Genomic DNA, 26,468 nt, shown 5'->3' with positions numbered 1-26,468 from the left:
GTGTTCAAGTCTTTCACGCTGACCGCCAATGGCATTCTGACGCGCAACGAATGCGTGATCGAACTGACCGGTGACAATGCGACCGCACACGTTGCGGGTGCCTGTGTGGGCGACGGTGATTTCCACCATGATGACACGGTGTTCATCACTCATGACGCGCTGAACTGCGAAAGCCGTCAGGTGTTCAAGAAAGTGCTGCGCAATGGTGCCACGGGCGTGTTCCAGGGCAAGATTCTTGTGAAGGAAGGCGCACAGAAGACGGATGGCTACCAGATCAGCCAATCGTTGCTTCTGGACGAGGACAGCCAGTTCCTCGCCAAGCCGGAGCTTGAGATTTACGCAGACGACGTGGCCTGTTCGCATGGCTCGACTTCTGGCGCGATTGACGAGGAAGGCCTGTTCTACCTGCGCTCGCGCGGGATCGACGAGGGGCCGGCGACGGACCTTCTGACCATCGCGTTTCTTGCGGAAGCGGTGATGGAGATCGAAGACGAAGGCTTGCAGGACGAGATCAACGGTCGCGTCGAGGCGTGGCTCGCGCGGCGGCGCGGCTAAGAAGCGATGCCGTTCACGCAGGATATCGCGGCCACGTATCGGGGGCCGGGCAAGGTTGTGCGTCGACTTGTGAATGCCGGACAGCGCGAGGACCGTGCCTTGGCGATCTTGATGGGCGCTTGCGCGATCCTGTTCATTGCGCGCTGGCCTGCTCTGGCCCGTCAGGCGCATCTTGAGGGGCTGGAGCTGAACATGCTGCTGGGCGGCACGTTGATGGCGACTGTGTTTCTGGCGCCGTTGCTGTTTTACGCGCTGGCTTTTGTCGCCCATCTGGTCGCGCGGGCGATCGGTGGGCAGGGTCCGTCCTTCAATGCGCGGATCGCCCTGTTCTGGAGCCTTCTGGCCTCGTCCCCGCTGATCCTGCTGAACGGCCTTGTGGCGGGCTATATCGGCGCCGGGATTCAGTTGACCATCGTTGGACTGATCTGGTTCTGCATTTTCATGTGGTTCTGGATCGCTGGCATGCTGGCCGTCTATCGCGGGAGCGCGGCGTGACATTCGAAGGATTTTTCCGGCTGGCATTGAACACAGTGGTGGCGCCGCGGGATGTGGCACGTCTGTTGTTGGCGATGAATCTGCCGTCGCAAGCGCTGTGGCTGGCCTTTGCGCTGGTCATCGTGCTGAACACGTTGATGTTCTCGGCGTCGCTGATGCTGGTGCCTGCAAATGATCTGTTTGGCGCGGTTCTGGTGAACCCGACCGTCTTCGGCGCAATGCTGGCGGTGTCGGTGGGAGCGCTGATCGTGGCCGTCACGCTGTGTGGCCGCCCGCTCGGGGGGCAGGCGAGTTATGCGCAGATTGCTATTCTTGTGATCTGGTTGCAGGCGTTGCGTGTTTTGATGCAGGCGTTGGTGGCCGTGGTCGGCCCGTTCAGCCTGTTCCTTTCTGGGGTCTTGATCAGCGCCGCCTCGGTGCTGGGCATTTGGATCTTCGTGAATTTCATTGATGTGGCACACGAGATGGGAAGCCTGCTGCGCGCTGGTCTGGTCTTGTTGTTGGCCGTTGTCGGCATGATGCTGGGGCTGAGTCTGATTTTCAGCCTTCTTGGCGTCCAGACCGGAGGGATACCTGGATATGTATGACGTCACCGAAATCCGCCGCGATTTCCCGATCCTGTCGCGCGAGGTGAATGGCAAGCCTCTGGTCTATCTCGACAATGGGGCGAGCGCACAGAAGCCTCAGGTCGTGATCGACGCGATCACCCGCGCCTATTCCGAGGAATATGCCAACGTCCATCGCGGGCTGCATTACCTATCGAACCTCGCGACCGAGAAATACGAGAGCACGCGGGGCGTGATCGCCAAGTTCCTTGGTGTGAAGGACGAAGACGAGATCGTCATGAACACCGGCACCACGATGGGGATCAACACCGTGGCCTATGGCTGGGGTATGCCGAACCTCAAGGCCGGGGACGAGATCATCCTGTCGGTGATGGAGCATCACGCCAACATTGTCCCGTGGCACTTTCTGCGCGAACGGCAGGGTGTGGTGATCAAGTGGGTCGATGTGGACAGCACCGGCTATCTGGACCCTGAGGCCGTGATCGCCGCGATGGGGCCGAAGACCAAGCTGGTCGCGGTCACCCATCTGTCGAATGTCTTGGGCACCGTAGTGGATGTGAAGACCATCTGCCACGCGGCGCGCGAACGCGGGATCGCCACGTTGATCGACGGGTCGCAGGCGGCGGTGCATATGCCCGTCAATGTCGAAGAGATCGGATGCGATTTCTACGCCATCACAGGCCACAAGCTTTACGGCCCGTCCGGGTCGGGTGCGATTTACATGCGTAAGGATCGCATGGCCGAGATGCAGCCCTTCCTTGGGGGCGGCGACATGATCCGCGAGGTCCACAAGGACGAGGTGCTCTGGAACGACGCGCCCATGATGTTCGAGGCGGGCACACCCGGCATCGTGCAGCAGATCGGGCTTGGGGTTGCGTTGGATTACATGATGGGGATCGGGATGGAGAACATCGCCGCCCACGAGAAAAAACTGAGGGATTACGCCCGGACGCGTCTGGATGGCCTGAATTGGCTGCAAGTGCAGGGCACAACGCCTGACAAGGCGGCAATCTTTAGTTTCACGCTGGATGGTGCGGCCCACGCGCATGACATCTCGACCATCCTTGATAAAAAGGGCGTCGCGGTGCGGGCGGGTCAGCATTGCACGGGACCGCTGATGGACCATCTCGGCCTGACCGCCACCTGCCGCGCGTCGTTCGGGATGTACAATACGGAAGAAGAAGTGGACAAACTGGTGGATGCGCTTGAACTGGCGCATGATCTATTTGCCTGAACTGGGGGGACAGAATGGCTAACCTATCTTTGCGCCGCGCGCGCACGATCATCCGCAAGACGCTTGAAGCAGGGCGCGCGGCGGACATGAAACCGCTCTCGGTCATCGTGCTGGACGCGGGCGGCAACGTGCAGGCGTTCGAGCGTGAGGATGGGGCAAGCCCCGGGCGCTTCCAGATCGCGCATGCCAAGGCCTATGGGTCGGTCATGCTGGGCATGGCCGGAACCGCGCAGAAGAAACGGGCGGAAGAGCAGGCCTATTTCATCACCGCAGCAGGCGCGGCGCTTGGCGGGCAGATGGTGCCGGTGCCGGGTGGCGTGCTGGTGCGGGATGCCAAAGGCAACGTGCTGGCCGCCGTGGGCGTAACGGGCGACACCTCGGACAATGATGCTGCGGCGGCAAAGGCCGGCATCGCAGCGGTGGGACTGACCGCGGAAATATAAGGAACAGCATCATGGCGCGGCCCGTCGTCGGCATCATCGGCAACCAATACCTGATCAACGATCAGTATCCTGCACATGCGGGCGGGTCGATGAATTCGGAAGCGGTGGCCAAGGTGGCCGAATGTATGCCTTTGGTGGTGCCCGCCGATCCACGTTTTGTCTCGGTCGAGGAGTTGCTGGAGGTGTGCGACGGGTTCCTGCTCACCGGCGGGCGACCCAATGTGCATCCCGAGGAATATGGTGAGGCCGAAACCGAGGCGCATGGCGCGTTCGACCGGGCGCGCGATGCGATCACCTTGCCTTTGGTGCGGGCCTGCGTGGAACGTGGCCAGCCGTTTCTGGGCATTTGCCGTGGCTTTCAGGAAGTGAACGTCGCCATGGGTGGCACGCTTTATCCGGAGATTCGCGATCTGCCGGGGCGGATGAACCACCGGATGCCACCTGATGGCACGCTTGAGGAAAAGTTCGCCCTACGCCACGTGGTGACGTTGCAGGAGGGTGGGGTTTTCCATCGCCTGTTTGGGTCAAACGAGGTGATGACCAACACACTTCACGGTCAGGGGATCAAGACGGCGGGCGCACGCATCGTGATCGAGGGCCACGCGCCCGATGGCACACCCGAGGCGACCTATGTGAAGGACGCGCCGGGCTTTACCCTGTCGGTGCAATGGCACCCGGAATGGGACGCGGCGAACGATCCTGTGTCGCGGCCGCTGTTCCAGGCCTTTGGCGATGCGGTGCGGGCTTGGGCACAAGGCGAAGTGGTGGGCGGACACCGCGTCAACGCGGTGTAAGTCTCCGCCGACGCAGACTCGCGCGCTTCAGGTCACCGCTTTGCGCTGCTTGAATTCGGGAGTGTCCCAGAGCCGGTCGCGCATGATCCGTGCCAGAATTTCAACCGCCTGATCCACATCCTCAAGGCTCAGATAAAGCGGTGTGAAGCCGAAGCGCATGATGTCGGGCGCGCGGAAATCGCCGATCACCTTGTGTGCGATCAGAGCCTGCATCGCGGCATAGCCTTCGTCGAATTTGAAGCTGATCTGAGACCCGCGCACTGCCGCGTCTCGTGGGCTTGCGAGGGTCAGATCGGGGCAGGTGGACTCAACCCCCGCGATGAACCGTTCCGAAAGTTCGATGGATCGCGCGTGCAGGTCTTGCAGGTCAACATCGTCCCACACGTCGAGCGCCGCGTCCAAGGCCGCCATCTGTACGATGGGCGGTGTGCCGACGCGCATCCGGGAAATGCCTGCGCCCGGTTTGTAGCCAAGGTCGAACGCGAAGGGGCTGTCATGCCCCAGCCATCCGGAAAGTGCTGGCAAGGCCATATCGGCGTGACGGGGCGAGACATAGATGAAGGCGGGCGCACCGGGGCCACCATTGAGGTATTTGTAGGTACAGCCGACTGCGAAATCGGCGTTGACCCCGGCCAAATCGACCGGGATCGCGCCAGCGGAATGGGCGAGATCCCAGACAGTTACAACGCCTTGTTCATGCGCCTTGGCCGTGAGTGCCGCCATATCGTGTTTGCGCCCGGTGCGGTAATCCACCTCGGTGATCATCGACACGGCGATCTCGTCAGTGATGGCGGCTTCGACCTCCTCGGGCGCGACAAGGCGCAATTCGTAGTCCGGGCCAAGCAGCGAGATCAGCCCTTCGGCCATGTAAAGGTCGGACGGGAAGTTGCCGGTGTCCGACAGGATCACGCGTCGGTTGGGGTTCAGTTTCACTGCGGCCGCCAGCGCCTGAAACACCTTGATCGACAGCGTGTCGCCCACCACCACGTGCCCGGACTCCGCCCCGATCAGACGTCCGATCCGGTCGCCCAGTCGCGCGGGCATCTCCATCCAGCCGCAGGCGTTCCAGCCGGTGATCAGGTGATCGCCCCATTCGTCGGTCACGGTCTGCGCCACGCGGGCGGCGGCGGATTTCGGCAAAGGCCCCAAAGAGTTGCCGTCGAGATAGATCATGCCTTCCGGCAAATGAAACGCGGCGCGGGTGGCGGTGAAATCGGTCATGTCGTCCCTTTCCGGGGTCTTAGAGCTTGGTCCGCAGGTGCCAGAGATCAGGGAAAAGCTCAACCTCCAGCATGCGCTTGAGATAGGACACGCCACCCGTCCCCCCGGTGCCGCGTTTGAGGCCGATCACCCGCTCCACGGTGGTGACATGGTTGAAGCGCCAGCGGCGGAAATAGTCCTCCAGATCGACCAGCTTCTCCGCCAGTTCGTAGAGATCCCAGTACCGGCTCGGGTCGCAATAGACCTCGGCCCAGGCGGCTTGCACCCCCTCGTTCGGCTGATGTGGCTTTGTCCGATCGCGGGTCAGGGCATCCTCCGGCACAGCCACCACCTGCGCCAGTCGCGCGAGAGCGCAGTCATAGAGCGAGGGCTTCTCCATCTCGGCAGTCAGGCGCGCGGTCAGGTCAGGCCGGTGCGCGTGGGGTTTGAGCATCGCCGGATTGCGGTTGCCCAGCAGGAATTCGATCTCGCGGTACTGCGCCGACTGAAAACCCGAGCTTTGACCAAGGGTCTCGCGGAAGGTGGTGTAATCGCTGGGCGTCATGGTGCGCAGCACGTCCCATGCGGAATTGAGCTGTTCGAAAATGCGCGACACACGGGCGAGCATCTTGAAGGCAGGACGAATCTCGGCCCCCGACAGGGTGGTGCGTGCCGCGTGTAACTCGTGCAGCGCCAGTCGCATCCACAACTCGGACGTCTGGTGCTGGACAATGAACAGCAATTCGTCATGTGCGCTGCTCAGCGGGTGCTGTGCGGTCAGAACAGCGTCAAGACCAAGGTAATCAGTATAGGACATGCGCCCGTCAAACGACATCTGCGCGCCGTCTTTCGCCGGATCGTAGGGATCGCTCAAAACTCACCTCCGGCGATCTGGATCGCCTGGCCGTTGACGCTGCCCGAGTTGGGCGCGCAAAGCCAGAGCGCGGCCTCGGCCACTTCCTCGGGCGCAATCAGGCGGCCGTGGGGGTTTGCGCCGACCATCACCGCGCGCGCTTCGTCCTCGGTCATTCCGGTGCGGGCCATGATCCGGTCGATGTTCTGCGGGACGATGTCGGTGTCGACATAGGCCGGGCAGATGGCGTTGAACGTGTAGGGTTTGCCAAGGTAGTCGGCGGCCAGCCCCCGGATCAGGCCGATCATGGCGTGTTTCGACGCGGTGTAGCAGGGCGCGCCCTTGAGGCCCCGCAACCCGGCGATGGAGCTGATGGCGATCACGCGGCCCCAGTCGGTCTGGTGCATCGACTTGAGGCTTTCGCGGATCGTGAGGAACGTGCCGTCAAGATTGGTTGCCATCATGGTGCGCCAGAACGCCATGTCCATCTTGTGAAGCGCGCGGCCTTCGGCAATTCCGGCATTTGGCACACAAATCTGGATCGGCCCCCGGTGGGCCACGGCACTTGCGATGCCGTCGACCACCGAGGCCTCATCCTGCACATCCATGACGAGGGCGTGCAGATCATGCGCGCTGGCGGCAGCGTCCAGCACATCGGCGCGGCGGCCTGTGATCGTCACCTCTGCGCCTGCGCCGCGCAGGGCCTTGGCGATGGCAAGGCCGATTCCCGTGCCGCCGCCCGTGACCAGCGCGTGTTTGCTTTCGAGTGTCATCTGACCTCCCATGTCCTTTGCGCGTGACCGTATAGGTCTGGTCGCCAGTGGCAAGATGGCCCACCTGCGGGGGCTTGCTTTTCTCATTCACGTTCATGAATATGTGCGTGACCACAGGAGGAGCGTCATGCGTATCACACCCATTCTTGTCATCTGCAGCCTTGCCCAGATGGCCGCCGCCAGCGAAGACATTGCAGACAAGTATCCGCAGTCGGAGCTTTACGACAAACCGGTCGAGGTGATCCCGCATGTGTTTTCCGCCATCGGGGCGACAGCTCCGCCGACCTACGAGAATTCCGGCCACAACAACAACCTGAGCTTCGTCATCACCGGCGATGGCGTGGTGGTGATCAATGGCGGGGCCTCGGCCCGGCTGGCCAAGGCGCTGCATGACGAGATCAAGTCAATCACCGACCAACCGGTGAAGCTGGTGATCAACGAGAACGGGCAGGGTCATGCGATCCTCGGCAATTCCTACTGGGCCGGGCTGGGTGTCGACATTCTTGCCCATGAAGATGCTATCGCGGTGGTCGAGGCGGATGGCGATTTCATCCTGCAGGGCATGCAGCGCTACAATCAGGACAAGGCCGAAGGCACCACGATCGCCGTTCCGAACCTCAGCTTTTCCGACAGATACGTGGTCGAGATGGGGGATGTGACGCTAGAAGTTCTGCATCTTGGCCCGGCGCATGATCCCGGCGACACGCAGGTGTGGATTCCGCAATGGGGCATCGTGATCGCGGGCGACATCGCGTTCCATGAGCGTTTGCCGCCGATCTTTCCGGAAACCGATACGGATGCGTGGATCGAAACTTTTGACGGGCCGTTCACAGCGCTGGGGGCGACCTACGTGATCCCAGGCCACGGCCACCCAACCAACATGGCGCAGGTGACGCGCTATACCTCTGACTACATCAAGGATCTGCGCGCCAAGATCGGCGCCCATATCGACGAAGGCGGCGATCTGGCCAGTGCCTATTACGTGGACCAGTCGAACTGGGCGCATCTTGATACGTTCGAGGAGTTGGCGACCAAGAATGCGGGCCGGGTGTTCGAAGAAATGGAATGGGAATAAGCGCTCCGGTCTGCCCTTCTTCTTGCCGAAAATATCCCGGGGAGTTTGAGGGGCTGGCCCCTCAATCGTTTCCGTCAACGGAAACGGAAGATGCGTCGACGCATCTTCGCCCGGACCGGATTGACGCCATCCCCTGATCCCACCAATGTCGCGCCAAAACCAGCGCGAGGAGGGCGATCATGCAGCCGAACATTCTGATTCTGATGGTGGACCAGCTGAACGGGACGCTGTTCCCCGATGGTCCTGCCGATTGGCTGCACGCCCCCAACCTCAAGAAACTGGCGGCTCGTTCCACCCGGTTCCAGAACGCCTATACCGCCAGTCCGCTCTGCGCACCGGGGCGGGCGGCGTTCATGTCGGGACAATTGCCCTCGGCCACCGGGGTCTATGACAACGCGGCCGAATTCCCATCCTCGATTCCCACCTATGCGCATCACCTGCGGCGGGCGGGATATTACACGGCACTTAGCGGCAAGATGCATTTCGTCGGTCCCGACCAGCTCCACGGGTTCGAGGCGCGTCTGACCACGGACATCTACCCCGCAGATTTCGGCTGGACGCCGGATTACCGCAAGCCGGGCGAACGCATCGATTGGTGGTATCACAACATGGGTTCGGTCACGGGCGCGGGTGTGGCCGAGATCACCAACCAGCTCGAATATGATGACGAGGTGGCGTATCAGGCCAAGCTCGCGCTTTATGATCTGTCGCGCGGCAAGGACGACCGGCCGTGGTGCCTGACCGTCAGCTTCACCCATCCGCATGACCCTTACGTCGCACGGCGCAAGTACTGGGATCTCTATGAGGACTGCGAGCACCTGCTGCCCGAGGTGCCCGCGATGGCCTATGAGGACTACGACCCGCACGCAAAGCGCATTTTCGACGCCAATGACTGGCGCAATTTCGACATCACCGTGGACGACATCCGCCGGTCTCGTCGGGCCTATTTCGCCAATATCTCCTATCTGGACGACAAGATCGGCGAGATCCTGCAGGTGCTCGAAGACACGCGGCAAGAGGCGATCATCCTGTTCGTGTCGGACCATGGCGACATGCTGGGCGAGCGGGGTCTGTGGTTCAAGATGTGTTTCTATGACGGGGCGTCGCGCGTGCCGCTGATGATCGCTGCCCCGGAGATGGCGGCGGGTCTGGTGACCGATCCGGTCTCGACGATCGACGTTTGCCCGACGCTCTGTGCGCTGGCGGGGGTGAGCATGGAAGAGGTCATGCCATGGACGACGGGGGAATCGCTGGTGCCGCTCGGGCAGGGCGGCGAACGGACCAGCCCCGTGGCGATGGAATACGCGGCCGAGGCATCATACGCGCCGCTGTTGTCTCTGCGATACGGCAAGTGGAAGTACAATCGCTGTGCGCTTGATCCCGATCAGCTGTTCGATCTGGAGGCTGATCCGCATGAAATGACCAATCTGGCCGATCATCCCGACCATCAGGGCACAGTGCAGAGCTTACGGGCGAAGTCTGAGGCGCGATGGGATCTGGCGCGGTTCGATGCCGATGTGCGGGCCTCTCAGGCGAAACGCTGGGTGGTCTATGAGGCGCTGCGGCAGGGGGGATATTACCCATGGGATTACCAACCCCTGCGCGATGCGTCGGAGCGGTTCATGCGCAATCACATGGATCTGAACGTGCTTGAGGAAAACCAACGCTTCCCGCGCGGCGAATGATTAACCTTTCTTAACGGATTCCATTGTTTGGCCATTTTTGGCTGCACATATTTACGGAATGTTAAGATACGTTTTGCTAACTGCCGCCCTTCTTCTCGCCACGCCTGCCTCCGCTGGGCCGAATGGGACCATTCGCGTGGTCGATGGCGACACGTTCAAGATTAACGGCACCACAGTGCGCCTGCATGCCATCGACGCGCCGGAAACCGATCAGATGTGCGGCGATGCCAACAGTCCAGCCTGGGCTTGTGGCGACTGGGTCCGCTCTGAAACCCGCGCTCTTTATGAAGGGCGCAGCGCCCGGTGTACCGCGCTCGACACCGACCAATACGGTCGGACCGTCGCGAAATGCAGCGTCGACGGGCAGGATGTCGGCGAACGCTTGGTGCTTGAAGGGTTGGCCTTTGCCTATCGCCAATACGGGATGGACTACGATCTCGCGGAAAAGGGCGCTGCCGTGAACGGGCGCGGTCTGCATGCCACCGGGGTGATGTCGCCCGCCGCGTTTCGGTCGGCGCAACGGGCGCAGGAGCGACCTGTCACGGCGCGAACCGAGACCGGTGCAAAGACTGTGACGGTGAACAGAGGCACCCCTGCGAAAAGCAATTGGCTGCCCAACGTCCTCAATCCCAATTGCAAGATCAAAGGCAATATCAGTCTGAGCAAAGGCGAACGCATCTATCACGTGCCCGGACAGAAATATTATTCCGAGACCCGCATCTCACCGACCAAGGGCGAACGCTGGTTCTGCTCCGAGGACGAAGCGCGCGCTGCCGGGTGGAGAAAAGCGCGGAATTGATCGCGGTTTGATCCGGGTCAAAGTGAAAGATGCACCTCTCTGACATGTTGGCGGTGAAAACATCAGGAGAGGAGTGGACCCATGTCACATACCCCACACGAATTGGCCGAGGAATTCCCGGAGCATGTCGATAAAATGAGCGCGCTCAAGCAGTCCGACGCCCATTTCGCCAAGCTGTTCGACAGCTATCACGACATCAATCGCAGCGTGCACAGGGCCGAAACCAACGTGGAACCGATGGACCAGTTCGCCGAAACCGAGATGCGCAAACAGCGCGCAGCGCTCAAGGATCAGATCTGGGGCTACCTTCAGGCGTGATCAGTCCAGAAGAGCGGTGATCGCATCGGTCACCGTTCTGGACATCGGCCGCGCGTTCGATCCGAATGTCGCGGCCACGCTGCCATCTGGGGCGATCAGGACTTTGTTGAAGTTCCAGCTTGGCGCAAATCCCGTTTCGGCTTCGAGCCATTTGTAGAACGGATGCGCATTGTCGCCCCGGACCGAGGTGATGGTGGTCATCGGAAAATCGAGGCCGAAATTCACCTCGCAGAAATCCTTTACCTCTTCGTCGCTGGCCAGTTCCTGCCGGAAATCATTGGACGGCACTGCAAGCACGACAAGCCCTTGGCCCCGGTAGGTGTCATAAAGCTCCTGAAGCCCGTCATATTGCGGTGTATACCCGCAGCGTGACGCTGTGTTGACCACAAGCACCGGCTGACCGCGCCATGCCGCAAGGTCGATCTCGCCGCCATCAATGGACGGAAAGGTAAAGCTCGACATGGCAGCCTGCGCCAGCGTCGCGCAGGTGATGAGGATGGCTGATAAAAGCGGGCGCATGTGATCTCTCCTTACCAAGGGAGTTAGGCGATTGTCGGCCAAAGGAAAGTCTCAGATCCTGCGGAACACCATGACAAGCCCACGATCCTTTGCGTGATCATGGTCTGCGTTTTCGTAGATCGGGATATCGTGAAAATCGACCATGGTGATCAACTTGTGTGCCACCATAAGCGCCAGCCTTGATCCGAAACCCGACCCGTCAAACACGGGCGGGATCACCCCGCAGACAAAATGCGCGCCTTGTTTGGCAACGCGCAAGAGTTCGGGAAACACCTCTGGACCGACATGCCCGTGGGTGAACGTGCCGCTTGAGACAAACCCGCCATAGCTTGCATCTTCCATGGGAAGGGTCTGCGTGAGGTCAGCACAGATACGGTTGCGATATAGCCCTTTCGACGCGGCCTGATCCAGCATGGCTTGCGAAATGTCGATGCCATCCACCGGGCGGTCCCGAAGATGTTCCGCCAGAAGCCCGGTTCCCGCGCCGATGTCGAGCACTGGCTCTGTGCCAGCATAGAGGTCCTTGAAGATCCTGGCGATCTCGCGTGGAGCGATGTAGCCGTGGCGTTCGCCAAAGTTGCTGTCATAGCTGCTGGCCCAATCGTCATAAAGCGCCTTGGCGTCTGAGGCCCCCTTGATACTGTAGGCGCGTTCCAGGTTGTGATCCGGCATCAAGGCCTCCTTCGGCATAATCTGGGGCAGGATGGCGGGAGCGAGGCTGGTGGACAAGTGTCTTGCGCGACGGCTCCGGCACTTCCATATTTTCCGGGCGATAGCTTTTGGAGCAGGACATGGCAGGCGGTTGGGCACGGGATGGTGCGGTTCAGGAACAGATCGACGCGTCGATCAATGATGAACTGGCACGATTGAAGTCGCGCAAGGCTCCGGTTGGGGAAAGCCTGACCCATTGCGCGGAATGCGAAGAGCCGATCCCCGAAAAGCGCCGCATCGCCATTCCGGGTGTCAAGCTGTGTATCGACTGCCAGCAGGAACGCGATGGAGCCTATCAGGCACGCGGCGGCATCAACCGGCGGGGATCGAAGGACAGCCAGTTGAAGTGAAATGTGCGGGCTGACACCCGCGCAGGGTGTCTCGCCTTCGGCTCGGAATTGGCGCGTTTATCGACCTTCGGCATTCACCAGACGTTAAGGTTAAAACCCCGCGTTTTGCCCGCATATTTATCAAAAAGAAGAAGCAGGGGACGGTGTGAATCCCCTGCTTCTTATTTTTCCAAATACGCACACGAAACGGTGCCGACAGAGTGTCACCGGAAGGTCATCCCTCCATCGCCTCCAACTCGTCGATGAAGCCCGAAATCATGCTCAGACCCTTGTCCCAGAACTTCGGGTCGCTCGCATCCAGTCCGAACGGGGCCAGCAATTCCTTGTGGTGCTTTGAGCCCCCCGCCTTGAGCATGTCGAAATACTTGTCCTGGAAGCCATCCGGGTTTTCCTCGTAGACAGCGTAAAGCGCGTTCACAAGGCCATCACCAAAGGCATAGGCGTAGACATAGAAGGGCGAATGGACGAAGTGGGGGATATAGGCCCAGAAGGTCTCGTAGCCCTCCATGAACTCGAATGCCGGCCCGAGGGATTCGGCCTGCACCGACATCCAGAGCGCGTTGATGTCGTCCGGCGTCAGTTCGCCGCCACGCCGTGCTTCGTGCAGTTTACATTCGAAATCGTAGAACGCGATCTGGCGCACGACCGTGTTGATCATGTCCTCGACCTTGCCCGCGAGCAGCACCTTTTTCTCGGCATCGTCCTTGGCGTTGTCGAGCATGCGGCGGAAGGTGAGCATTTCGCCGAAGACCGAGGCGGTTTCGGCGAGGGTCAGCGGCGTCGACGCGAGCATCTCGCCCTGTTCGGCGGCCAGCACCTGATGCACGCCGTGGCCAAGCTCGTGGGCCAAGGTCATCACATCGCGCGGTTTGCCAAGGTAGTTCAGCATCACGTAGGGGTGCACATCTGTCACCGTGGGGTGCGCAAAGGCACCGGGGGCTTTGCCGGGCTTCACAGCGGCGTCGATCCAGCCCTTGGTGAAGAACGGCTTGGCGATCTCGCCCATACGGGTGTCGAACTCCGAGTAAGCGTTCATCACCGTTTGTTCCGCCTCGTCCCAGTTCACGATGCGCGTCGCTTCCATCGGCAAGGGCGCGTTACGGTCCCAGACCTGCATCACGTCAAGGCCCAGCCATTTGCGCTTGAGTTCGTAGTAGCGGTGGCTGAGCTTGGGGTAGGCGGCAACCACGGCGTTGCGCAGCGCCTCGACCACTTCGGGTTCGACATCGTTGCTGAGGTGCCGCCCGGTTTGCGCGGTCGGCATGCCGCGCCAGCGGTCCATGACCTCTTTTTCCTTGGCCTGCGTGTTGTGGACGCGGGCGAAGATCTTGATGTTTTCGGCAAAGACCGCGGCCAGTTCGCGGGCGGCGGCTTCGCGTGTGCTGCGGTCCTGCTCGGTGAGCAGGTTCAGCGTGCCTTCGATGTTGAGCGGTTCGCCATCCACTTCGAATTCCAGACCCGCGATGGTTTCGTCGAACAGGCGTTCCCACGCGTCGCCGACCACACCCATGTCGTGCAGGAACTTCTCCATTTCGTCCGACAGCTGGTACGGCTTCATCGCGCGAATGCGGCGGATCGCAGGTTTGTAGCGGGCGAGATCGGCATTGGCGTCAAAAAGCGCGTCTACCGTGGCATCGTCGATCCGGTTCAGCTCCAGCGTGAAGAAGACTAGCGGTGTGGTGTAGTTGGTGATCTTTTCCTGATGGTCTGACAGGAATTTCGCGCGCTTTGCGTCGGTGGTGAGCTGGTAGTAGCGCAGACCCGCGTAAGACATAATCCGGCCCGCGATGTTCTCGATCTTCTCGTGGCGGTGGATCGCGGTAAGGAATTCTTCTGCCGTCAGATCGGCCAATTTGCCATCGTAATCGGTGGCAAAGCTGCGGCAGGCCTCTTCAAGCCAGTCGAGATCGCGTTTCAACTCGGCGGCGTCATCCGAGGGGTAGAGGTCTGTCAGGTCCCATTCCGGCAGATCGCCGAGGTTCTTGCCCCCGCTTTGGGCATTGGCGTCATAGGTCGGGGTCGGGATGCGCAGCATGGGTCGTCTCCTGTTCTTCGTTGCCTTGGAACCTGTGCCGTGCGGGCGAAAGGTTCAAGGGGCAAAGCCGTAGAGCGTGGCTGGATTGTCGGTAAAGAGCTTCTGACGGGTGGTCTGATTGGGGATCGCGTCGAGCAGGCAGTTGAGCTGCTGGCCTGCATCCGGCATGGGCACACCGTTCAGCATGAGGTGAGGCCAGTCGCTGCCCCAGAGAATGCGGTCGGGGTTTGCCTGCGCCAGTCTTTCGATCAGCGTCTGCGGCTCTGGCGTATGGCGGTAGGTGGCGCTCAACTTGATCCACGCATGACCCTCGACCAGCAGGTGTTCGAGCGCTTTCTGCCCCTCTGTGATCCCCAGTGCAGGGTCGGGCCAGCCGCAATGGTCGAAGACGATCTGCACGGGCAGGGAAGGCACTTGCGGGGCCAGTTCTGCGAGGTGCAGATGGGAATGGGCCAACATTTCCACATGCAGACCGTGATCCGCCAGCATGGGCGCAAGGCGTTTCATCCCGTCCCAGCTGAGCAATCCGCCATGGACGTAATTCAGACGCACGGCTTTACAGTTCTGGTCGGCCAGCGCGCGGATGTCGGCCTCGGTCGCATCGTCGGAAATCACGCAGACGGCGCGGAACCCGTCACCCATGCGGCGGGTCGCCTCGAGCGTGATGCTGTTATCGCCGCCATAGAGGATCGAATGCACGATGACCCCGCGCGTGCTTCCCAACAGCCCGAGATGTGTGCGATAGCGGTCGAGCCAAGTGTCGAGCGTACCGGGCGGCGGGTTTTCCACGCGACCGTCCCATAGTGCGAAATCATCCCCGATGAGATGCACGTGGGCGTCGCAGGTGCCGTCTAGCAGCGGTGCGCTGGGCGGGGTGATGGTAAGCGGTGGTGCGGCGGCGGTGGGCTTATCCATAGATTTCAAGCAGTTCTTTCAGATCGTCGAGTGTGTTGGCCTCTTGCAGCGGCTTGTCTTGCCGCCAGCGTGACATGCGCGGGAAACGCAGGGCAATGCCGGATTTGTGGCGCGGCGAGGCGTGGATTCCCTCAAACGCGATCTCGAACACGTGGTGCGGGGTGACCTGGCGCACGGGGCCGAAGCGCTGCTGGGTGTTCTTGCGAACCCATGCAGTAATCTGGCGGAATTCCTCGTCCGTCAGGCCGGAATAGGCCTTGGTGAAGGGCACCAGATCATTGCCGTCCCAGACTGCGAAGGTGAAATCGGTGAAGAGGTTGGCGCGGCGGCCGTGGCCCTGCTGCGCATAGATCATCACCGCATCCACGGTCAGAGGGTCAAGCTTCCACTTCCACCAATCGCCTTTCTTGCGGCCAGACAGGTAGGGGCTGTCCTTGCGTTTGAGCATCAGCCCTTCGGCGCGGTGATCGCGGGCTGTGGCGCGGGTTTGAGTGAGGGCATCCCACGTGTCGAAGGGCAAGGGCGGCGCGGCCTTGACCGGTGCATCCTCGGGGAGCTCGTGCAGCACCGCATCCATCCGCGCACGACGCTCTTGCAAGGGCAGGTCGCGCAGGTCTTGGCCCTCGTGCTCAAGCAGGTCATAGGCCAGAAGGATAACCGGCGCGTCCTTGAGCAGCTTTTTCGGCACAGTCTTGCGGCCAATCCGGGCCTGCAGCGTGTTGAAAGGAAAGGGCTGCGTCCCATCCCACGCGACGATCTCGCCATCCAAGACTATACCATCCGGTAAAAAATCGGTCAGGCGGGCGAATTCCGGAAAACGGTCGGTCATCAACTCTTCGCCGCGCGACCAGACGTGGTGCGCGCCGTTTCGCAGGATGAGCTGTCCGCGGATGCCGTCCCATTTCCATTCCGCCTGCCAGTCCTCCGGCGCACCGAGCGCCTCAGGGCCGTCTTCGATTTGGTAAGCTAGGTAGAACGGGTAGGGTCGGCTGTCGTCCGCTTCTACGTCCTCGGCTTCGATCAGGGCGTGATAGGTGGTGTTTTCTGGAGTCCATGCGCCCATGAGGCGATGGGCAACGCTGGACACGTCCTGTCCGGTGGCTTGTGCCAAGGCGCGGGTCATCAGTTTCTGGCTGACGCCGATCCGAAACCCGCCTGTGATCAGCTTGTTGAAGAGGAACCGTTCGGTCGGGTCGAGTTGATCCCACGCGTCCAAGATACGGGCCTTGCGCTGGTCGATGTCGACCGTGGCCAGCGATTTCAACTCGGTGATCCAGTGCGTCAGGGACAGATCGCTGTTCCGGCTGGGCGGGGGCAGGGTCAGGGCGATGGTTTCCGCCAGATCGCCAACGATGGGATAGCTTTCCTCGAGCAGCCAGAGGGGGATGCCGCCAACTTCGGCAGCCCATTCGCGCAGCTGGGTGGTGGTCACGGCACGTTTGGGGCGACGGCCCGAAAACAGCGCGATGGTCCAGAGTTTGTCAGACTCGTCGGCGGTTTGGAAAAAGGACGCCAATGCCTTCGTCTTGAGGCTGGTTTTGGTGGTTTGGTCGATGGTGGTGAAGAGTGCGGCAAAGGCCTTCATCGCGCTGTATCCCGCAGAAATGCCCCCAACCGCCGAAGGGCCATGTCTGCTGATGTCGACCGACCGGCATGGAGGTGCCAGACATGCGCCAGGTCGGGCCAGAGGTCGAGGGTCACGTTCTCCATCTTCTGCTCCAGCCGCTGTGCGTCCTGAACAAGAGCCTCGCCGGTTGCGGCCTGAATCATCGTGGGCGGAAGGCCTGTCAGATCGCCAAGCAAGGGCGATACAGCCGGGTCTGTGGGGGCTGTGCCTGCCAAATAGCTGGTCAGGATGCGACGTGCCCATGCCGGCGGGATCAAAATTTCATCTGACGCAGCTTCGAAGCGATGGGCGATATCCCCGGACAAATCGGCGACCGGGGCAATGAGACCCAACGCTCTTGGCTGGATGAGGGATGTATCTCGGGCATGTTGCGCGACCTGAAGGGCAAGGCACCCGCCAGCGCTGTCACCGCAGACAGCAACCGGAGGCGTTCCAGCTGCAACCAATCTGTTATAGGCCGCTACCGCGTCATCCCGAGCGGCCGGAAACGGATGTTCGGGCGCAAGGCGGTAGGGGATCGACACGGCGCGCATCCCGGCGAACCGCGCCAGATGGGCCACAAGTGCGGCATGGGTTTTGGGGCTGCCAATGGTGAACCCGCCACCGTGAAGATACATCAGCAGAGGTGCATTCGGACCGACTTCGGGTGGCGTGAACCAGAGCGCGCCGTCGCTGTCTGACATGGGTTTGATATCTTTTGGTATTGAGCCGCTGAGCGGGGCTGTCAGGGCGAACATGCCACGCAGGATGGATTGTGTAGCGACGAGTTGCAGGGCGCGCCGTTCCACAGTTCCGGCCTGCCATCGGAAAAAACGGTCGCTCCAACTGAGGTCAGTCATGCGGTTTCTCCGGTGCTGGCTTCAATATCGTCTTCTTCGGTGCCGAACTCTGTCTTGAGAACCTGCGCGTTATACCCTTGTGTGTTCAGCCATCGCGCAAAGATATCAGTGTAACCATGTGTGGCATATATATTTTCAGCACCTGTATTCCTGATGGCCGACATCAGCCCGTCCCAGTCCGCATGGTCGGAAATCACGAAGCCCCGGTCGGCTGCACGGCGGCGGCGGACCCCGCGCAACCGCATCCAACCGGACGCAAAAGCCGTCGAAGATGGGCCAAAGCGGCGCGCCCAATGCGAGCCAAGTGCCGAGGGCGGAGCAATCACCAGTGCTCCGGGATAGTCTTTTGCGTTCAGCGCCGTGGTGACATGAATGGTATCTGGCAAGCTGTAACCTTGGTGACGCAGGGCCTCGTTGGTGTTCTCAACCGCGCCATGGGTGAGAATGGGGCCGATTTCGGGGTCGACCATTGCCAACAGGCGCTGCGCCTTTCCGAGGGAATAGGCCCCCAGGATCGACGCTTTGCCGTCGGCTGCGTTTTGCGCCCACCATGTGTTGAGATCATTGGCGACCGTCTTCTGATTGTCCCATTTGAACACAGGCAAGCCAAAGGTGCATTCCGTGATGAAGCTGTGGCAGGTCACCGGTGCAAACGGTTCTGAAATGCCATCAGGGACCACCTTGTAATCCCCCGAGACAACCCAGACCTCGCCCGCCACCTCGACCCTGATCTGGGCGGATCCGGGAAGGTGGCCCGCCGGGTGAAACGACACTGACGCATCGCCGATTTTCCGGACTTCGCCGAACTTGACGGTTTCTACAATGATAGTCCCCAACCGGTGACGCATCACCGGGGCGCAGGCATCGGTGCAGAGATAGCGGCGGTGACCCGGGCGGGCGTGGTCGGCATGTCCGTGCGTGATCAGCGCGCGGTCCACGGGCCGCCAAGGGTCGATGTAGAAATCTCCGGCGGGGCAGTAGATGCCACGGTCAGTGAAGGTGAGAACGTTTTGTGCCATGCGCATGAGTATAGGAGGCAAGTTGCACGGCGCCAGAGGGTTGCCAAGGCGCGCGGCGGGCGTAGGGTGTGCGCAACCAGACCATCAGGAGACCTTCCATGCAAATCGCCGGATTTCGTCAGCGCCTTTTGTCGCGTGTGCCCTTGGCAGGTACGTTTCTGAAAACTCCGGCGTTTCAGCTGATTGAAATCCTTGCGCAATCCGAGCTGGATTTCGTCTGTCTCGATGCCGAACACGCGCCTTTCGACAGAAACGCCATTGATGCGTGCTGTGCGATGGGACGTGCGCTTGATTTTCCGGTGCTGGTGCGGGTCGGCGATGGTTCGCCGCGCGAAATCCTGCAGGCGCTGGATTGCGGTGCGGTTGGAGTGGTTGTTCCCCATGTGGACAGTGTGGAAAAGGCTGCTGCGGTGGCGCAAGCGGCGCGGTTCGGGCGCGGGGGGCGCGGTTTTGCAGGATCAACGCGTTGGGCAGGGTATGCAACGCAGTCGATGCCCGATCTGCTGGCACGGTCGCAGTCCGAAACAGTTGTGATGGCGCAGATCGAAGAACCCGAGGGGGTTGAGGCAGCAGAGGCCATCGCGGCAACCGACGGGATCGACGCGCTGTTTCTTGGTCCGGCGGATTTGTCGGTTGGCTATGGGCATGACCATCAGGCCTCTGACGATCTGTATTCAGCGATGGAGCGTGTGGGCAAAGCCACCGAAGCGGCGGGCAAGGCCTATGTGTCTTGGGTCGCCAACGCGCAAAAGGCGCAGGAATGGTCGGCCTATGGGATGAGCTGTTTCTTCATCTCGTCCGAGCATTCATGGATGCGTGCCGGGGCCACCGCCGAGGCACGCGGCGTCCATGAGATCGGCAAAGCCTAGGATTTGAAACTGGAGAAAAGCGATACGGCGGCACCCGTCACCTGACGGCGCGTATTGGCGTTTTCCATCAGCACTTCGTGTTCGGCCCCATCCACAAGCAGCAGTTTCCCACCTTTCCATTCGGTCATGCGGTCACGGATCGCCGTTGTGTCGACAATGCGCTCATTCGAACCGACGAAGCACAGTGCAGGAAGCGCGGGTGAGGGGAGGGCTGCCAGCTCCGCACATTCCTGAAGGGCTGTCAGGAGCCATGAAAAAGATGGACCGCCCAAACCGAATTGCGGCTCTGCTTCAACGTGGCGGCGCATGTAGTCGAACATTTCGGGGTCAGATGTGAGGAGGTTGTTCTCGAACGGCTCTGACGCCGGGTAGCTCTTGATCGATGTGCCGGGTGCAAGGCGATGCCCTTGGCCCAAGGCCATGGCCAGACGGGGCAGGGTCCATGCGACGGGGCGCAGATAGCCGGCCATCTGGATGCCCCACATTGGACCTGTGAACATGACCGAGGTCATGTCGCTTCCGCTAATCAGAGCACGCAATCCAATGCAGCCGCCCATGGAATGCGCAACCATGTGCCAGGGTCTTGGCATATCGGCGCGCCGCGCAAAGGCGATCACGGCTGCCCAGTCTTTCTGGAAGTCCAGAAAACGCCCGACATGGCCAACCATTGGATTTGCCCCAAGACGGTCCGACATGCCCTGACCGCGCCAGTCGACCGACACCACATCAAAGCCCGCGCGGACAAAATCCTTGGCGTTGCGGCCATATTTTTCGATGTACTCGGTGCGGCCCGGCAGAATGAACACCGTGCCCTTGCTGTCCCGCGCAGCGGCATGCCCGACGCGAATGCGCACCACATCCGAGGTGCGCAACCAGAACGCTTGGGTGTCCGGACCTTCGGCCAGATCGTCGCGATAGGGCGCGGGATCTGCCATCAGGCGAGGGTGGCGGCCAGCTTCATCGCCATGCCCATGTCTCCGTCGATGGTCAGACGACCGGACATGAAGGCGGATGTTGGGTTCAGCGAACCGTCGAAGATTTCACGATAGGTGTCCGCGTCGGCGTTGAAGGTGACGTCGGCATCAGCCGTGCCTTCGCGGGCACCGTCGCTGTCGACAACCATGCTGCCTTCGCCTTCGATGTTGAATTGCGCGGTACCATCAATACCTGTGCCGCCCAATTTTTCATTCAGAGCGGTCACTGCCTGTGCCACAACATCACTCATACTTTGATCTCCTTCGTGATCGCGTTTTGGTGTGCGAGGCTGGCATTTGCCAAACCCCACGCTAAACTCAAGATGGGTTATGAGGTTCATCATGCGCAAACACAAATCTGCCGTTGCGGCATTTCTTCTGGCATCGGCACTGACGCTGGGTCCTGTCTCGGCGCAAGAGGGTAGTGCAGCCGATCTGCTGGACCAGCTGGCACAGGCCGAAGACGAAAATGCAGCCAGCCGGTTGGAGAGGCAGGTTCGACAGGAATGGTCGAAGTCTGGATCGGCAACGATGGACCTGCTGCTCAAGCGCGGGCAGGATGCGTTGGATGTCGACAACATTGATGCGGCGCTGGAACATCTTACTGCGTTGACCGACCACGCGCCAGAGTTTGCGGAAGGCTGGCACAGCTTGGCGCTGGCGTATTATCGGGCGGAACTGTTCGGTCCTGCGGCGGATGCGCTTGAACGGACTCTGACGCTCAACCCGGTGCATTTCGGGGCGTTGCGCGGGCTTGGTGCGATATTCGAACAGGTCGACAAACCCCACCTTGCGTATGACGCCTATTCGCGGGTACTCAGCCTAAGGCCGCATGATTCCGACGTGATCGAGGCGTTGGAGCGGCTGGAGCTTCGGGTGAACGGGCAAACGCTCTGACCCCCTGATACTCCCGAGCAGGACGGCAAAGGACGTCAACATGGCCGGACATGCGCGGGTTGCGGCCATTCTTGGCCCGACCAACACAGGCAAAACCCACTACGCGATTGATCGGATGCTGGGCTATCGCACCGGCATGATTGGCTTGCCGCTGCGTCTTCTGGCGCGCGAGGTGTATGACAAGATCGTCGCGGCCCGTGGGCCATCGGTGGTGGCGCTTGTCACGGGCGAGGAGCGTATCGTTCCGCCGCGTGCGCAGTATTGGGTCTGCACCGTGGAGGCGATGCCCGAAGGTATGGGCTGCGATTTCGTCGGGATCGACGAGATCCAGCTGTGTGCCGATCCCGAACGTGGGCATGTGTTCACCGACCGGCTGTTGCGGATGCGCGGGCTGCAGGAAACGCTGTTCATGGGGTCCGACACGATTCGCGGGCCGATTTCGAACCTCGTGCACGGGGTCGAATTTGTGCGCCGCGAGCGGATGAGCCAACTGTCCTACACCGGCTCGAAAAAGATCAGCCGCTTGCAGCCGCGCACGGCCATCGTCGGGTTCTCGGTCGAGAACGTCTATGCCATTGCCGAGCTGTTGCGTCGCCAGAAGGGCGGGGCCGCTGTTGTTATGGGCGCGCTCTCACCCCGGACGCGCAACGCGCAGGTGGACCTATATCAGAACGGTGACGTGGATTTTCTGGTGGCGACCGATGCCATCGGGATGGGACTTAACCTCGACATCAACCATGTGGCCTTTTCGTCCCTGACCAAGTTTGACGGGCGGCGGATGCGGCCCTTGATGCCCAACGAACTTGCCCAGATCGCGGGACGCGCAGGGCGCGGCATGTCGCATGGCACGTTCGGTGTCACAGGGGAGGCCGGTCCCCTGGCCGATGAGGTGGCCGAGGCGATCTGCAATCACCGCTTCACGCCGCTCAAAAAACTGAACTGGCGCAATGCCGATTTGCGGTTCGGCACTGTCGATGCGTTGATTGCCTCGCTTGAGGAAAGTCCGAAGGACGAACTCTTGGTCAAGGCGCGCGAAGCCGATGACCTTCAGGCGCTCAAGGCGCTAAGCACGATTGCCGAGGTTCAGGCGCGGGCGTCGGATCCGAAATCGGTGCAGCTTTTGTGGGATGTGTGCCGAATTCCAGACTTCCGTGGGATCAGTCATGCGGAACATGCGGGGCTTTTGGAAGTTATCTACGGACATTTGCACCAACGCGGAGCCATCCCCGATGATTTCCTTGCGAGGCAGGTCAACCGGATTGACCGGACAGATGGCGACATTGACACGTTGTCGAAACGATTGGCGTATATCCGCACATGGACCTATGTCGCGCAGCGGAAAGCTTGGGTGCATGACGAAAGCCATTGGCGCGAGCAGACGCGCGCTGTAGAAGACCGACTGTCGGACGCGCTGCACGAGCGCCTGACCCAAAGATTTGTTGACCGGCGCACATCCGTGCTCTTGCGGCGGTTGAAACAGAAGGAGGCCCTTTTGGCCGAAGTGAATGACAAAGGTGAAGTCACCGTCGAAGGCGAATTCGTCGGCAGGCTTGAAGGGTTCCGGTTCCGCCAGGACAAGGATGCAACCGGGCAAGAGGCAAAGACGCTGAAAACCGCGTCGATGCAGGCGCTTGCCCCGCATTTCCATCTGCGGGCGGATCGGTTCTACAATGCACCCGATACCGAGATGGATTTCACCGAGCAGGGCGGCCTCATGTGGGGCGAACAGGCGGTGGGCAAGCTTGCCGCGGGCGATGATCCTCTGAAACCACGCGTCGTGGCTTTTGTCGACGAAGAGGCGGGTTCAGATGTGGCGCAGAAGGTCCAGCGCCGCTTGCAGCACTTCATCGATCGCAAGATCGCAGCGCTCTTTGAGCCGCTGATCACGCTGCAGAAAGATGAAACGCTGAACGGATTGGCGCGGGGTTTTGCGTTCCGCATGGTCGAGTCGATGGGCATTCTGCCCCGCGCCGACGTGGCGGATGACGTGAAAGCGCTGGATCAGGACGCGCGCGGGATGCTGCGCAAGCATGGCATTCGCTTTGGTCAGTTCACCGTGTTCATGCCTCTCTTGCTCAAGCCCGCGCCGACGCGGTTGCGGCTCGTGCTCTGGAGCCTTGCGAAGAACCTGGACGAATTCCCCGAAGCGCCGCCGCCGGGACTGGTGACGGTGCCGAATATGCCCGGCACACCGGCCGAGCATCATATGGTGGCGGGCTACCGCGCTGCGGGCGATCGGGCGATCCGGATCGACATGCTGGAACGTCTGGCCGATCTTCTGCGCGCGCAGGACAGCCGGGGCGGGTTTGAAGCAAATCCCGACATGTTGTCGATCACCGGTCTGACGCTGGAACAGTTCGCCGATCTGATGGGTGGGCTCGGCTACAAGGCCGAAAAGGGTGAACGCGAAAAGGTGCGGGCCGTCGATGCGGTTGTCCCCGGCGCAAACGCTGCGGCTGCGGCTGAGCAAGACGCTGCGATTGACGGGGCAGTGCCGGATGAAGATACACCCGTGATGGATGCGGCGCAGGAGGGTGCGCCCGGTGCCGGTGCTGCATCCGCTGAGGTGCCAGAGGCTGCCGATGTGTCCGATGCAGCGGCTGCGATGCCCGAAGATGGAATTGCGCCGGTGGCAGATACGCCCAGCGATCCTGTTGGTGAAACACCTGTTCCCACAAATTCGGAAACCGAGATCGATCCGGGTGCTGCACCCGATACCGCTTTGGCCGGGCCAGAAACCGAGGTATTCTATACCTTCACATGGCGGGGCAATCGTCCGGACCGCCAGCCGCGTCGGGATGCGGGAGCCGGCAAAGGCCGTCGCGACGCTGGCGCGACCAAGCCGCAGGGCGACCGTCCGCGTGGCAAGGGCAAGCCCAGGGGCAAAGGTCAACCGCCGCGCGATGCCGGGGCCAAGACCTTCCAGGCGCGTCCGCCCAAGAAGGAAAAGCAGATTGATCCGGACAATCCCTTTGCTGCGGCCCTGATGGGGCTGCGAAACAAAGACTAACTTGTCCGAGCCGGCCCAGAAGCTTCGGATCGACAAATGGCTCTGGCATGCGCGTTTTTTCAAGACGCGCAGCCTGGCCGCCAAGGTCGTGTCCGGGGGCAAGCTGCGCGTGAACGGTCAGCCGATTTCCAAACCTGCCTACATGGTGTCGACCTCGGATGTCCTGACATTTCCGCAAGCTGACAACGTTCGGGTGATCAAGGTCTTGGCAATGGGCGAACGCCGTGGACCTGCGCCCGAGGCACAGCAGCTTTACGAAGACCTCGCACCGCCGAAGCCGCGTCAAGAGATCACCGAACAGGTGCCGAGGTTCGAAGGCAAGGGACGACCAACCAAGAAAGATCGTCGCGCCTTGCAACAAACCCGGACAGACCTTCTTGAATGATTTTTCCGAGTGGCTTAGCTAGCTTTCGAACGACCGATGGAAGACGTGCATGACCTATATTGTCAACGATGCCTGCATTGCCTGCAAATACACCGACTGCGTGGAAGTCTGTCCCGTGGACTGTTTCTACGAAGGTGAGAACATGCTGGTGATTCACCCGGACGAGTGCATCGATTGCGGCGTGTGTGAACCGGAATGCCCGGCGGACGCCATCCGTCCCGATACGGAACCGGACATGGACAAATGGGTCGAGTTCAATCGCAAATACGCAGAGCTTTGGCCGGTCATCATCACCAAGAAAGATCCGCTGCCTGACGCGGAAGAGCGAGACGGCGAAAGCGGCAAGCTCGAGAAGTACTTTTCAGAAGCGCCGGGCGAAGGCGGGTGATGATTCGCCAATCGGGCGAGCAGATCTTTAATAGAGCCTCATAACCGTATGTAATGCATTGCATTTACGGCATCTGACGTCCCACTACCGCGGGCCGCTTTTTTGTGTTATAGTCTTTACACAAATGACATCTGTGGGACACACGTCAGTTCTGGCGTATGGCAAATAAGCTGACATAAGCTTGTCGATAACTCTGAATGAAACGACCGGAAGTGCTGCTTCCGTTCGGTTTTTTTGTCTGTGTTACACGGGTGCACGCCAAGGAAGGTTCTGAATGACCAAATCGAAAAAATCCGAATTCCGTCCGAATGATTACGTTGTCTACCCGGCACATGGCGTAGGCCAGATCGTGTCCATCGAAGAGCAGGAGATCGCTGGCATTACGCTCGAGTTGTTCGTGATCTCGTTCGAGAAAGACAAGATGACACTGCGCGTGCCCACGCACAAGGCTTCGGAAATCGGAATGCGGTCGCTGAGTTCGCCGGACGTGGTGAGCCAGGCGATGAAGACTCTGAAAGGCAAAGCCAAGGTCAAACGGGCCATGTGGTCGCGCCGGGCACAGGAATACGAGCAGAAGATCAATTCTGGCGATCTGATCGCGATTGCCGAGGTGGTTCGTGACTTGCACCGTGCCGACGACCAGCGGGAACAAAGCTATTCCGAGCGTCAGCTTTACGAAGCCGCACTCGAGCGTCTAACCCGCGAAGTTGCAGCAACCTCGGGTGGGGACGAGCTGGCCGCTGCCAAGCAGGTTGGTGATGTTCTGACATCACGCGCGCCAGCCGCCGCCTGATTTTTCGGGCAACCGGTTTCGAAAGCGGTCCCTCGCGGGGCCGCTTTTTTTATGCGGCATTGTCGTTGGCGTTCTCGAGAGCGCTGAGCAAGGACGCCTCCAGCTCTTTTTCCAATTCCTTCGCACGGGCAATATAGGCTTTGTGCTCGGACGATGGGATATTGGGATCCCACAGTTCGGCCAGTTCCCGGACCGTGTAGCGGTCGTGATGGTAGAACAGCTTTTCAGCTTCGGACGCTTCGTATTCAGACAGGCCGATATTCTCGAGAACGTATCGTCCGGCCCGCAATGAGCTGTCGAACAACTCTCGCACGATGTCATTCGCGCCTGCTTGGTAAAGCCGGTAC

29 protein-coding genes and 1 pseudogene are annotated in these 26,468 nt (G+C 60.8%); 17 read left to right on the top strand and 13 right to left on the bottom strand.

What is annotated here, in order from left to right:
* The 6 genes from JJ869_RS10540 to JJ869_RS10515 all read left to right on the top strand — a co-directional run.
* A partial coding sequence (locus JJ869_RS10540; protein ID WP_292266905.1) for a SufD family Fe-S cluster assembly protein occupies nt 1–555 on the top strand: 555 nt, incomplete at its 5' end.
* Nucleotides 556–561: 6 nt separating this feature from the next.
* A complete protein-coding gene (locus tag JJ869_RS10535) occupies nt 562–1,050 on the top strand; it encodes a YIP1 family protein (protein WP_292266903.1) in 489 nt (162 codons plus the stop codon).
* Nucleotides 1,047–1,637: a YIP1 family protein gene (locus JJ869_RS10530; RefSeq protein ID WP_292266901.1), complete on the top strand. Its 591-nt coding sequence runs from the start codon at nt 1,047–1,049 to the stop codon at nt 1,635–1,637. Before JJ869_RS10535 ends, JJ869_RS10530 begins: the two co-directional genes overlap by 4 nt.
* Nucleotides 1,630–2,850 carry a cysteine desulfurase gene (locus JJ869_RS10525; RefSeq protein ID WP_292266899.1) on the top strand — a complete coding sequence of 407 codons (1,221 nt, stop codon included), beginning with the start codon at nt 1,630–1,632 and terminating at the stop codon, nt 2,848–2,850. Before JJ869_RS10530 ends, JJ869_RS10525 begins: the two co-directional genes overlap by 8 nt.
* A gap of 14 nt (nt 2,851–2,864) precedes the next feature.
* Nucleotides 2,865–3,293 carry a heme-binding protein gene (locus JJ869_RS10520; RefSeq protein ID WP_292266896.1) on the top strand — a complete coding sequence of 143 codons (429 nt, stop codon included), beginning with the start codon at nt 2,865–2,867 and terminating at the stop codon, nt 3,291–3,293.
* A gap of 11 nt (nt 3,294–3,304) precedes the next feature.
* Nucleotides 3,305–4,087: a gamma-glutamyl-gamma-aminobutyrate hydrolase family protein gene (locus tag JJ869_RS10515; RefSeq protein WP_292266893.1), complete on the top strand. Its 783-nt coding sequence runs from the start codon at nt 3,305–3,307 to the stop codon at nt 4,085–4,087.
* Between the two features lie 27 nt (nt 4,088–4,114).
* On the opposite strand, the gene kynU is transcribed toward JJ869_RS10515, so the two are convergent.
* Genes kynU through JJ869_RS10500 form a run of 3 tightly spaced genes read right to left on the bottom strand, consistent with a single transcriptional unit; the run spans nt 4,115 to nt 6,913 of the window.
* Nucleotides 4,115–5,308, bottom strand: coding sequence for a kynureninase (gene kynU, locus JJ869_RS10510; protein ID WP_292266891.1), 1,194 nt, complete (start codon nt 5,306–5,308; stop codon nt 4,115–4,117).
* A 19-nt stretch (nt 5,309–5,327) separates the two neighbouring features.
* Complete coding sequence (gene kynA / locus JJ869_RS10505; RefSeq protein WP_292266888.1) at nt 5,328–6,161, bottom strand: tryptophan 2,3-dioxygenase; 834 nt, start codon at nt 6,159–6,161, stop codon at nt 5,328–5,330.
* The gene (locus JJ869_RS10500; RefSeq protein WP_292266886.1) at nt 6,158–6,913 is read right to left on the bottom strand and encodes an SDR family oxidoreductase; all 756 of its coding nucleotides are present in this window, start codon (nt 6,911–6,913) and stop codon (nt 6,158–6,160) included. Before JJ869_RS10500 ends, kynA begins: the two co-directional genes overlap by 4 nt.
* A 127-nt stretch (nt 6,914–7,040) precedes the next feature.
* Between JJ869_RS10500 and JJ869_RS10495 the strand changes: the two genes are divergently transcribed.
* The 4 genes from JJ869_RS10495 to JJ869_RS10480 all read left to right on the top strand — a co-directional run bounded on the left by JJ869_RS10495 (nt 7,041) and on the right by JJ869_RS10480 (nt 10,790).
* A complete protein-coding gene (locus JJ869_RS10495) occupies nt 7,041–7,988 on the top strand; it encodes an MBL fold metallo-hydrolase (RefSeq protein ID WP_292266884.1) in 948 nt (315 codons plus the stop codon).
* Nucleotides 7,989–8,164: 176 nt separating this feature from the next.
* A complete protein-coding gene (gene betC, locus JJ869_RS10490) occupies nt 8,165–9,673 on the top strand; it encodes a choline-sulfatase (protein ID WP_292266910.1) in 1,509 nt (502 codons plus the stop codon).
* 58 nt (nt 9,674–9,731) lie between these two features.
* Complete coding sequence (locus tag JJ869_RS10485) at nt 9,732–10,472, top strand: thermonuclease family protein (RefSeq protein ID WP_292266882.1); 741 nt, start codon at nt 9,732–9,734, stop codon at nt 10,470–10,472.
* Between the two features lie 81 nt (nt 10,473–10,553).
* Nucleotides 10,554–10,790 (top strand): YdcH family protein, encoded by a 237-nt coding sequence (locus JJ869_RS10480; RefSeq protein WP_292266880.1) that lies wholly within the window; start codon nt 10,554–10,556, stop codon nt 10,788–10,790.
* Here JJ869_RS10480 and JJ869_RS10475 read toward each other — a convergent pair whose 3' ends face one another.
* Together JJ869_RS10475 and JJ869_RS10470 are read right to left on the bottom strand one after the other, a co-directional pair.
* Nucleotides 10,791–11,252, bottom strand: coding sequence for a glutathione peroxidase (locus JJ869_RS10475; protein WP_292266907.1), 462 nt, complete (start codon nt 11,250–11,252; stop codon nt 10,791–10,793).
* Between the two features lie 108 nt (nt 11,253–11,360).
* Complete coding sequence (locus tag JJ869_RS10470) at nt 11,361–11,981, bottom strand: class I SAM-dependent methyltransferase (protein WP_292266878.1); 621 nt, start codon at nt 11,979–11,981, stop codon at nt 11,361–11,363.
* Nucleotides 11,982–12,100: 119 nt separating this feature from the next.
* Between JJ869_RS10470 and JJ869_RS10465 the strand changes: the two genes are divergently transcribed.
* On the top strand, nt 12,101–12,370 hold the full coding sequence (locus JJ869_RS10465) for a DksA/TraR family C4-type zinc finger protein (protein WP_292266876.1): 270 nt from the start codon (nt 12,101–12,103) through the stop codon (nt 12,368–12,370).
* A 214-nt stretch (nt 12,371–12,584) separates the two neighbouring features.
* Here the strand turns inward: JJ869_RS10465 and JJ869_RS10460 are convergent, their stop codons facing one another.
* From JJ869_RS10460 to JJ869_RS10440, 5 genes are read right to left on the bottom strand one after another with little or no spacing between them, the layout of a single operon-like run.
* Nucleotides 12,585–14,405, bottom strand: coding sequence for a M3 family oligoendopeptidase (locus tag JJ869_RS10460; RefSeq protein ID WP_292266874.1), 1,821 nt, complete (start codon nt 14,403–14,405; stop codon nt 12,585–12,587).
* Between the two features lie 54 nt (nt 14,406–14,459).
* Complete coding sequence (locus JJ869_RS10455; RefSeq protein WP_292266870.1) at nt 14,460–15,320, bottom strand: amidohydrolase family protein; 861 nt, start codon at nt 15,318–15,320, stop codon at nt 14,460–14,462.
* Nucleotides 15,313–16,905 (bottom strand): ATP-dependent DNA ligase, encoded by a 1,593-nt coding sequence (locus JJ869_RS10450; protein WP_292266867.1) that lies wholly within the window; start codon nt 16,903–16,905, stop codon nt 15,313–15,315. The genes JJ869_RS10455 and JJ869_RS10450 overlap by 8 nt, the downstream gene beginning before the upstream one ends.
* A complete protein-coding gene (locus JJ869_RS10445) occupies nt 16,902–17,786 on the bottom strand; it encodes an alpha/beta hydrolase (RefSeq protein ID WP_292266865.1) in 885 nt (294 codons plus the stop codon). Before JJ869_RS10445 ends, JJ869_RS10450 begins: the two co-directional genes overlap by 4 nt.
* Nucleotides 17,783–18,805, bottom strand: coding sequence for a ligase-associated DNA damage response exonuclease (locus JJ869_RS10440; protein ID WP_292266864.1), 1,023 nt, complete (start codon nt 18,803–18,805; stop codon nt 17,783–17,785). The genes JJ869_RS10445 and JJ869_RS10440 overlap by 4 nt, the downstream gene beginning before the upstream one ends.
* A 98-nt stretch (nt 18,806–18,903) precedes the next feature.
* On the opposite strand from JJ869_RS10440, the gene JJ869_RS10435 reads away from it, so the two are divergent.
* Nucleotides 18,904–19,674 (top strand): aldolase/citrate lyase family protein, encoded by a 771-nt coding sequence (locus JJ869_RS10435; protein ID WP_292266862.1) that lies wholly within the window; start codon nt 18,904–18,906, stop codon nt 19,672–19,674.
* Here JJ869_RS10435 and JJ869_RS10430 read toward each other — a convergent pair.
* Both JJ869_RS10430 and JJ869_RS10425 read right to left on the bottom strand, forming a co-directional pair.
* Nucleotides 19,671–20,609: an alpha/beta hydrolase gene (locus JJ869_RS10430; RefSeq protein WP_292266859.1), complete on the bottom strand. Its 939-nt coding sequence runs from the start codon at nt 20,607–20,609 to the stop codon at nt 19,671–19,673. The two genes, JJ869_RS10435 and JJ869_RS10430, sit on opposite strands and share 4 nt — an antisense overlap.
* A complete protein-coding gene (locus tag JJ869_RS10425) occupies nt 20,609–20,899 on the bottom strand; it encodes an SCP2 sterol-binding domain-containing protein (protein WP_292266856.1) in 291 nt (96 codons plus the stop codon). The genes JJ869_RS10430 and JJ869_RS10425 overlap by 1 nt, the downstream gene beginning before the upstream one ends.
* A 91-nt stretch (nt 20,900–20,990) precedes the next feature.
* Here JJ869_RS10425 and JJ869_RS10420 point away from each other — a divergent pair, with 91 nt between their 5' ends.
* The 5 genes from JJ869_RS10420 to JJ869_RS10400 all read left to right on the top strand — a co-directional run bounded on the left by JJ869_RS10420 (nt 20,991) and on the right by JJ869_RS10400 (nt 26,121).
* Entirely contained in the window at nt 20,991–21,545 is a 555-nt protein-coding gene (locus tag JJ869_RS10420) for a hypothetical protein (protein WP_292266855.1), read from the top strand.
* Nucleotides 21,546–21,585: 40 nt separating this feature from the next.
* Nucleotides 21,586–24,555: a helicase-related protein gene (locus JJ869_RS10415; RefSeq protein ID WP_292266853.1), complete on the top strand. Its 2,970-nt coding sequence runs from the start codon at nt 21,586–21,588 to the stop codon at nt 24,553–24,555.
* Between the two features lies 1 nt (nt 24,556).
* The gene (locus tag JJ869_RS10410; protein ID WP_292266851.1) at nt 24,557–24,940 is read left to right on the top strand and encodes an RNA-binding S4 domain-containing protein; all 384 of its coding nucleotides are present in this window, start codon (nt 24,557–24,559) and stop codon (nt 24,938–24,940) included.
* A 49-nt stretch (nt 24,941–24,989) separates the two neighbouring features.
* Nucleotides 24,990–25,328 carry a ferredoxin FdxA gene (gene fdxA / locus JJ869_RS10405; RefSeq protein WP_292266849.1) on the top strand — a complete coding sequence of 113 codons (339 nt, stop codon included), beginning with the start codon at nt 24,990–24,992 and terminating at the stop codon, nt 25,326–25,328.
* A 274-nt stretch (nt 25,329–25,602) separates the two neighbouring features.
* Complete coding sequence (locus JJ869_RS10400; RefSeq protein WP_292266848.1) at nt 25,603–26,121, top strand: CarD family transcriptional regulator; 519 nt, start codon at nt 25,603–25,605, stop codon at nt 26,119–26,121.
* Between the two features lie 49 nt (nt 26,122–26,170).
* Here JJ869_RS10400 and JJ869_RS10395 read toward each other — a convergent pair.
* Nucleotides 26,171–26,468 (bottom strand): annotated as a pseudogene (locus JJ869_RS10395) (potassium transporter); the annotation flags it as partial.

The sequence above is a fragment of the Marivita sp. genome, assembly GCF_017643905.1.
GTDB lineage: Bacteria > Pseudomonadota > Alphaproteobacteria > Rhodobacterales > Rhodobacteraceae > Marivita.
The sequence above is the reverse complement of the archived record's forward strand: the minus strand, read 5'-3'. Positions and strand labels throughout refer to the sequence as shown.

Excerpts from the sequence above, each read along its gene's own strand:
- JJ869_RS10445 (WP_292266865.1), bottom strand. The coding sequence starts at position 17,786 with ATGACTGACCTCAGTTGGAGCGACCGTTTTTTCCGATGGCAGGCCGGA.
- JJ869_RS10400 (WP_292266848.1), top strand. The coding sequence starts at position 25,603 with ATGACCAAATCGAAAAAATCCGAATTCCGTCCGAATGATTACGTTGTC.
- JJ869_RS10425 (WP_292266856.1), bottom strand. The coding sequence starts at position 20,899 with ATGAGTGATGTTGTGGCACAGGCAGTGACCGCTCTGAATGAAAAATTG.
- JJ869_RS10485 (WP_292266882.1), top strand. The coding sequence starts at position 9,732 with ATGTTAAGATACGTTTTGCTAACTGCCGCCCTTCTTCTCGCCACGCCT.
- JJ869_RS10455 (WP_292266870.1), bottom strand. The coding sequence starts at position 15,320 with ATGGATAAGCCCACCGCCGCCGCACCACCGCTTACCATCACCCCGCCC.
- JJ869_RS10535 (WP_292266903.1), top strand. The coding sequence starts at position 562 with ATGCCGTTCACGCAGGATATCGCGGCCACGTATCGGGGGCCGGGCAAG.
- JJ869_RS10525 (WP_292266899.1), top strand. The coding sequence starts at position 1,630 with ATGTATGACGTCACCGAAATCCGCCGCGATTTCCCGATCCTGTCGCGC.
- JJ869_RS10420 (WP_292266855.1), top strand. The coding sequence starts at position 20,991 with ATGCGCAAACACAAATCTGCCGTTGCGGCATTTCTTCTGGCATCGGCA.
- JJ869_RS10470 (WP_292266878.1), bottom strand. The coding sequence starts at position 11,981 with ATGCCGGATCACAACCTGGAACGCGCCTACAGTATCAAGGGGGCCTCA.
- kynU (WP_292266891.1), bottom strand. The coding sequence starts at position 5,308 with ATGACCGATTTCACCGCCACCCGCGCCGCGTTTCATTTGCCGGAAGGC.
- JJ869_RS10520 (WP_292266896.1), top strand. The coding sequence starts at position 2,865 with ATGGCTAACCTATCTTTGCGCCGCGCGCGCACGATCATCCGCAAGACG.
- JJ869_RS10430 (WP_292266859.1), bottom strand. The coding sequence starts at position 20,609 with ATGGCAGATCCCGCGCCCTATCGCGACGATCTGGCCGAAGGTCCGGAC.
- fdxA (WP_292266849.1), top strand. The coding sequence starts at position 24,990 with ATGACCTATATTGTCAACGATGCCTGCATTGCCTGCAAATACACCGAC.
- JJ869_RS10475 (WP_292266907.1), bottom strand. The coding sequence starts at position 11,252 with ATGTCGAGCTTTACCTTTCCGTCCATTGATGGCGGCGAGATCGACCTT.
- JJ869_RS10460 (WP_292266874.1), bottom strand. The coding sequence starts at position 14,405 with ATGCTGCGCATCCCGACCCCGACCTATGACGCCAATGCCCAAAGCGGG.
- JJ869_RS10500 (WP_292266886.1), bottom strand. The coding sequence starts at position 6,913 with ATGACACTCGAAAGCAAACACGCGCTGGTCACGGGCGGCGGCACGGGA.
- JJ869_RS10440 (WP_292266864.1), bottom strand. The coding sequence starts at position 18,805 with ATGGCACAAAACGTTCTCACCTTCACTGACCGTGGCATCTACTGCCCC.
- JJ869_RS10515 (WP_292266893.1), top strand. The coding sequence starts at position 3,305 with ATGGCGCGGCCCGTCGTCGGCATCATCGGCAACCAATACCTGATCAAC.
- JJ869_RS10415 (WP_292266853.1), top strand. The coding sequence starts at position 21,586 with ATGGCCGGACATGCGCGGGTTGCGGCCATTCTTGGCCCGACCAACACA.
- JJ869_RS10465 (WP_292266876.1), top strand. The coding sequence starts at position 12,101 with ATGGCAGGCGGTTGGGCACGGGATGGTGCGGTTCAGGAACAGATCGAC.
- JJ869_RS10495 (WP_292266884.1), top strand. The coding sequence starts at position 7,041 with ATGCGTATCACACCCATTCTTGTCATCTGCAGCCTTGCCCAGATGGCC.
- JJ869_RS10450 (WP_292266867.1), bottom strand. The coding sequence starts at position 16,905 with ATGAAGGCCTTTGCCGCACTCTTCACCACCATCGACCAAACCACCAAA.
- JJ869_RS10435 (WP_292266862.1), top strand. The coding sequence starts at position 18,904 with ATGCAAATCGCCGGATTTCGTCAGCGCCTTTTGTCGCGTGTGCCCTTG.
- JJ869_RS10480 (WP_292266880.1), top strand. The coding sequence starts at position 10,554 with ATGTCACATACCCCACACGAATTGGCCGAGGAATTCCCGGAGCATGTC.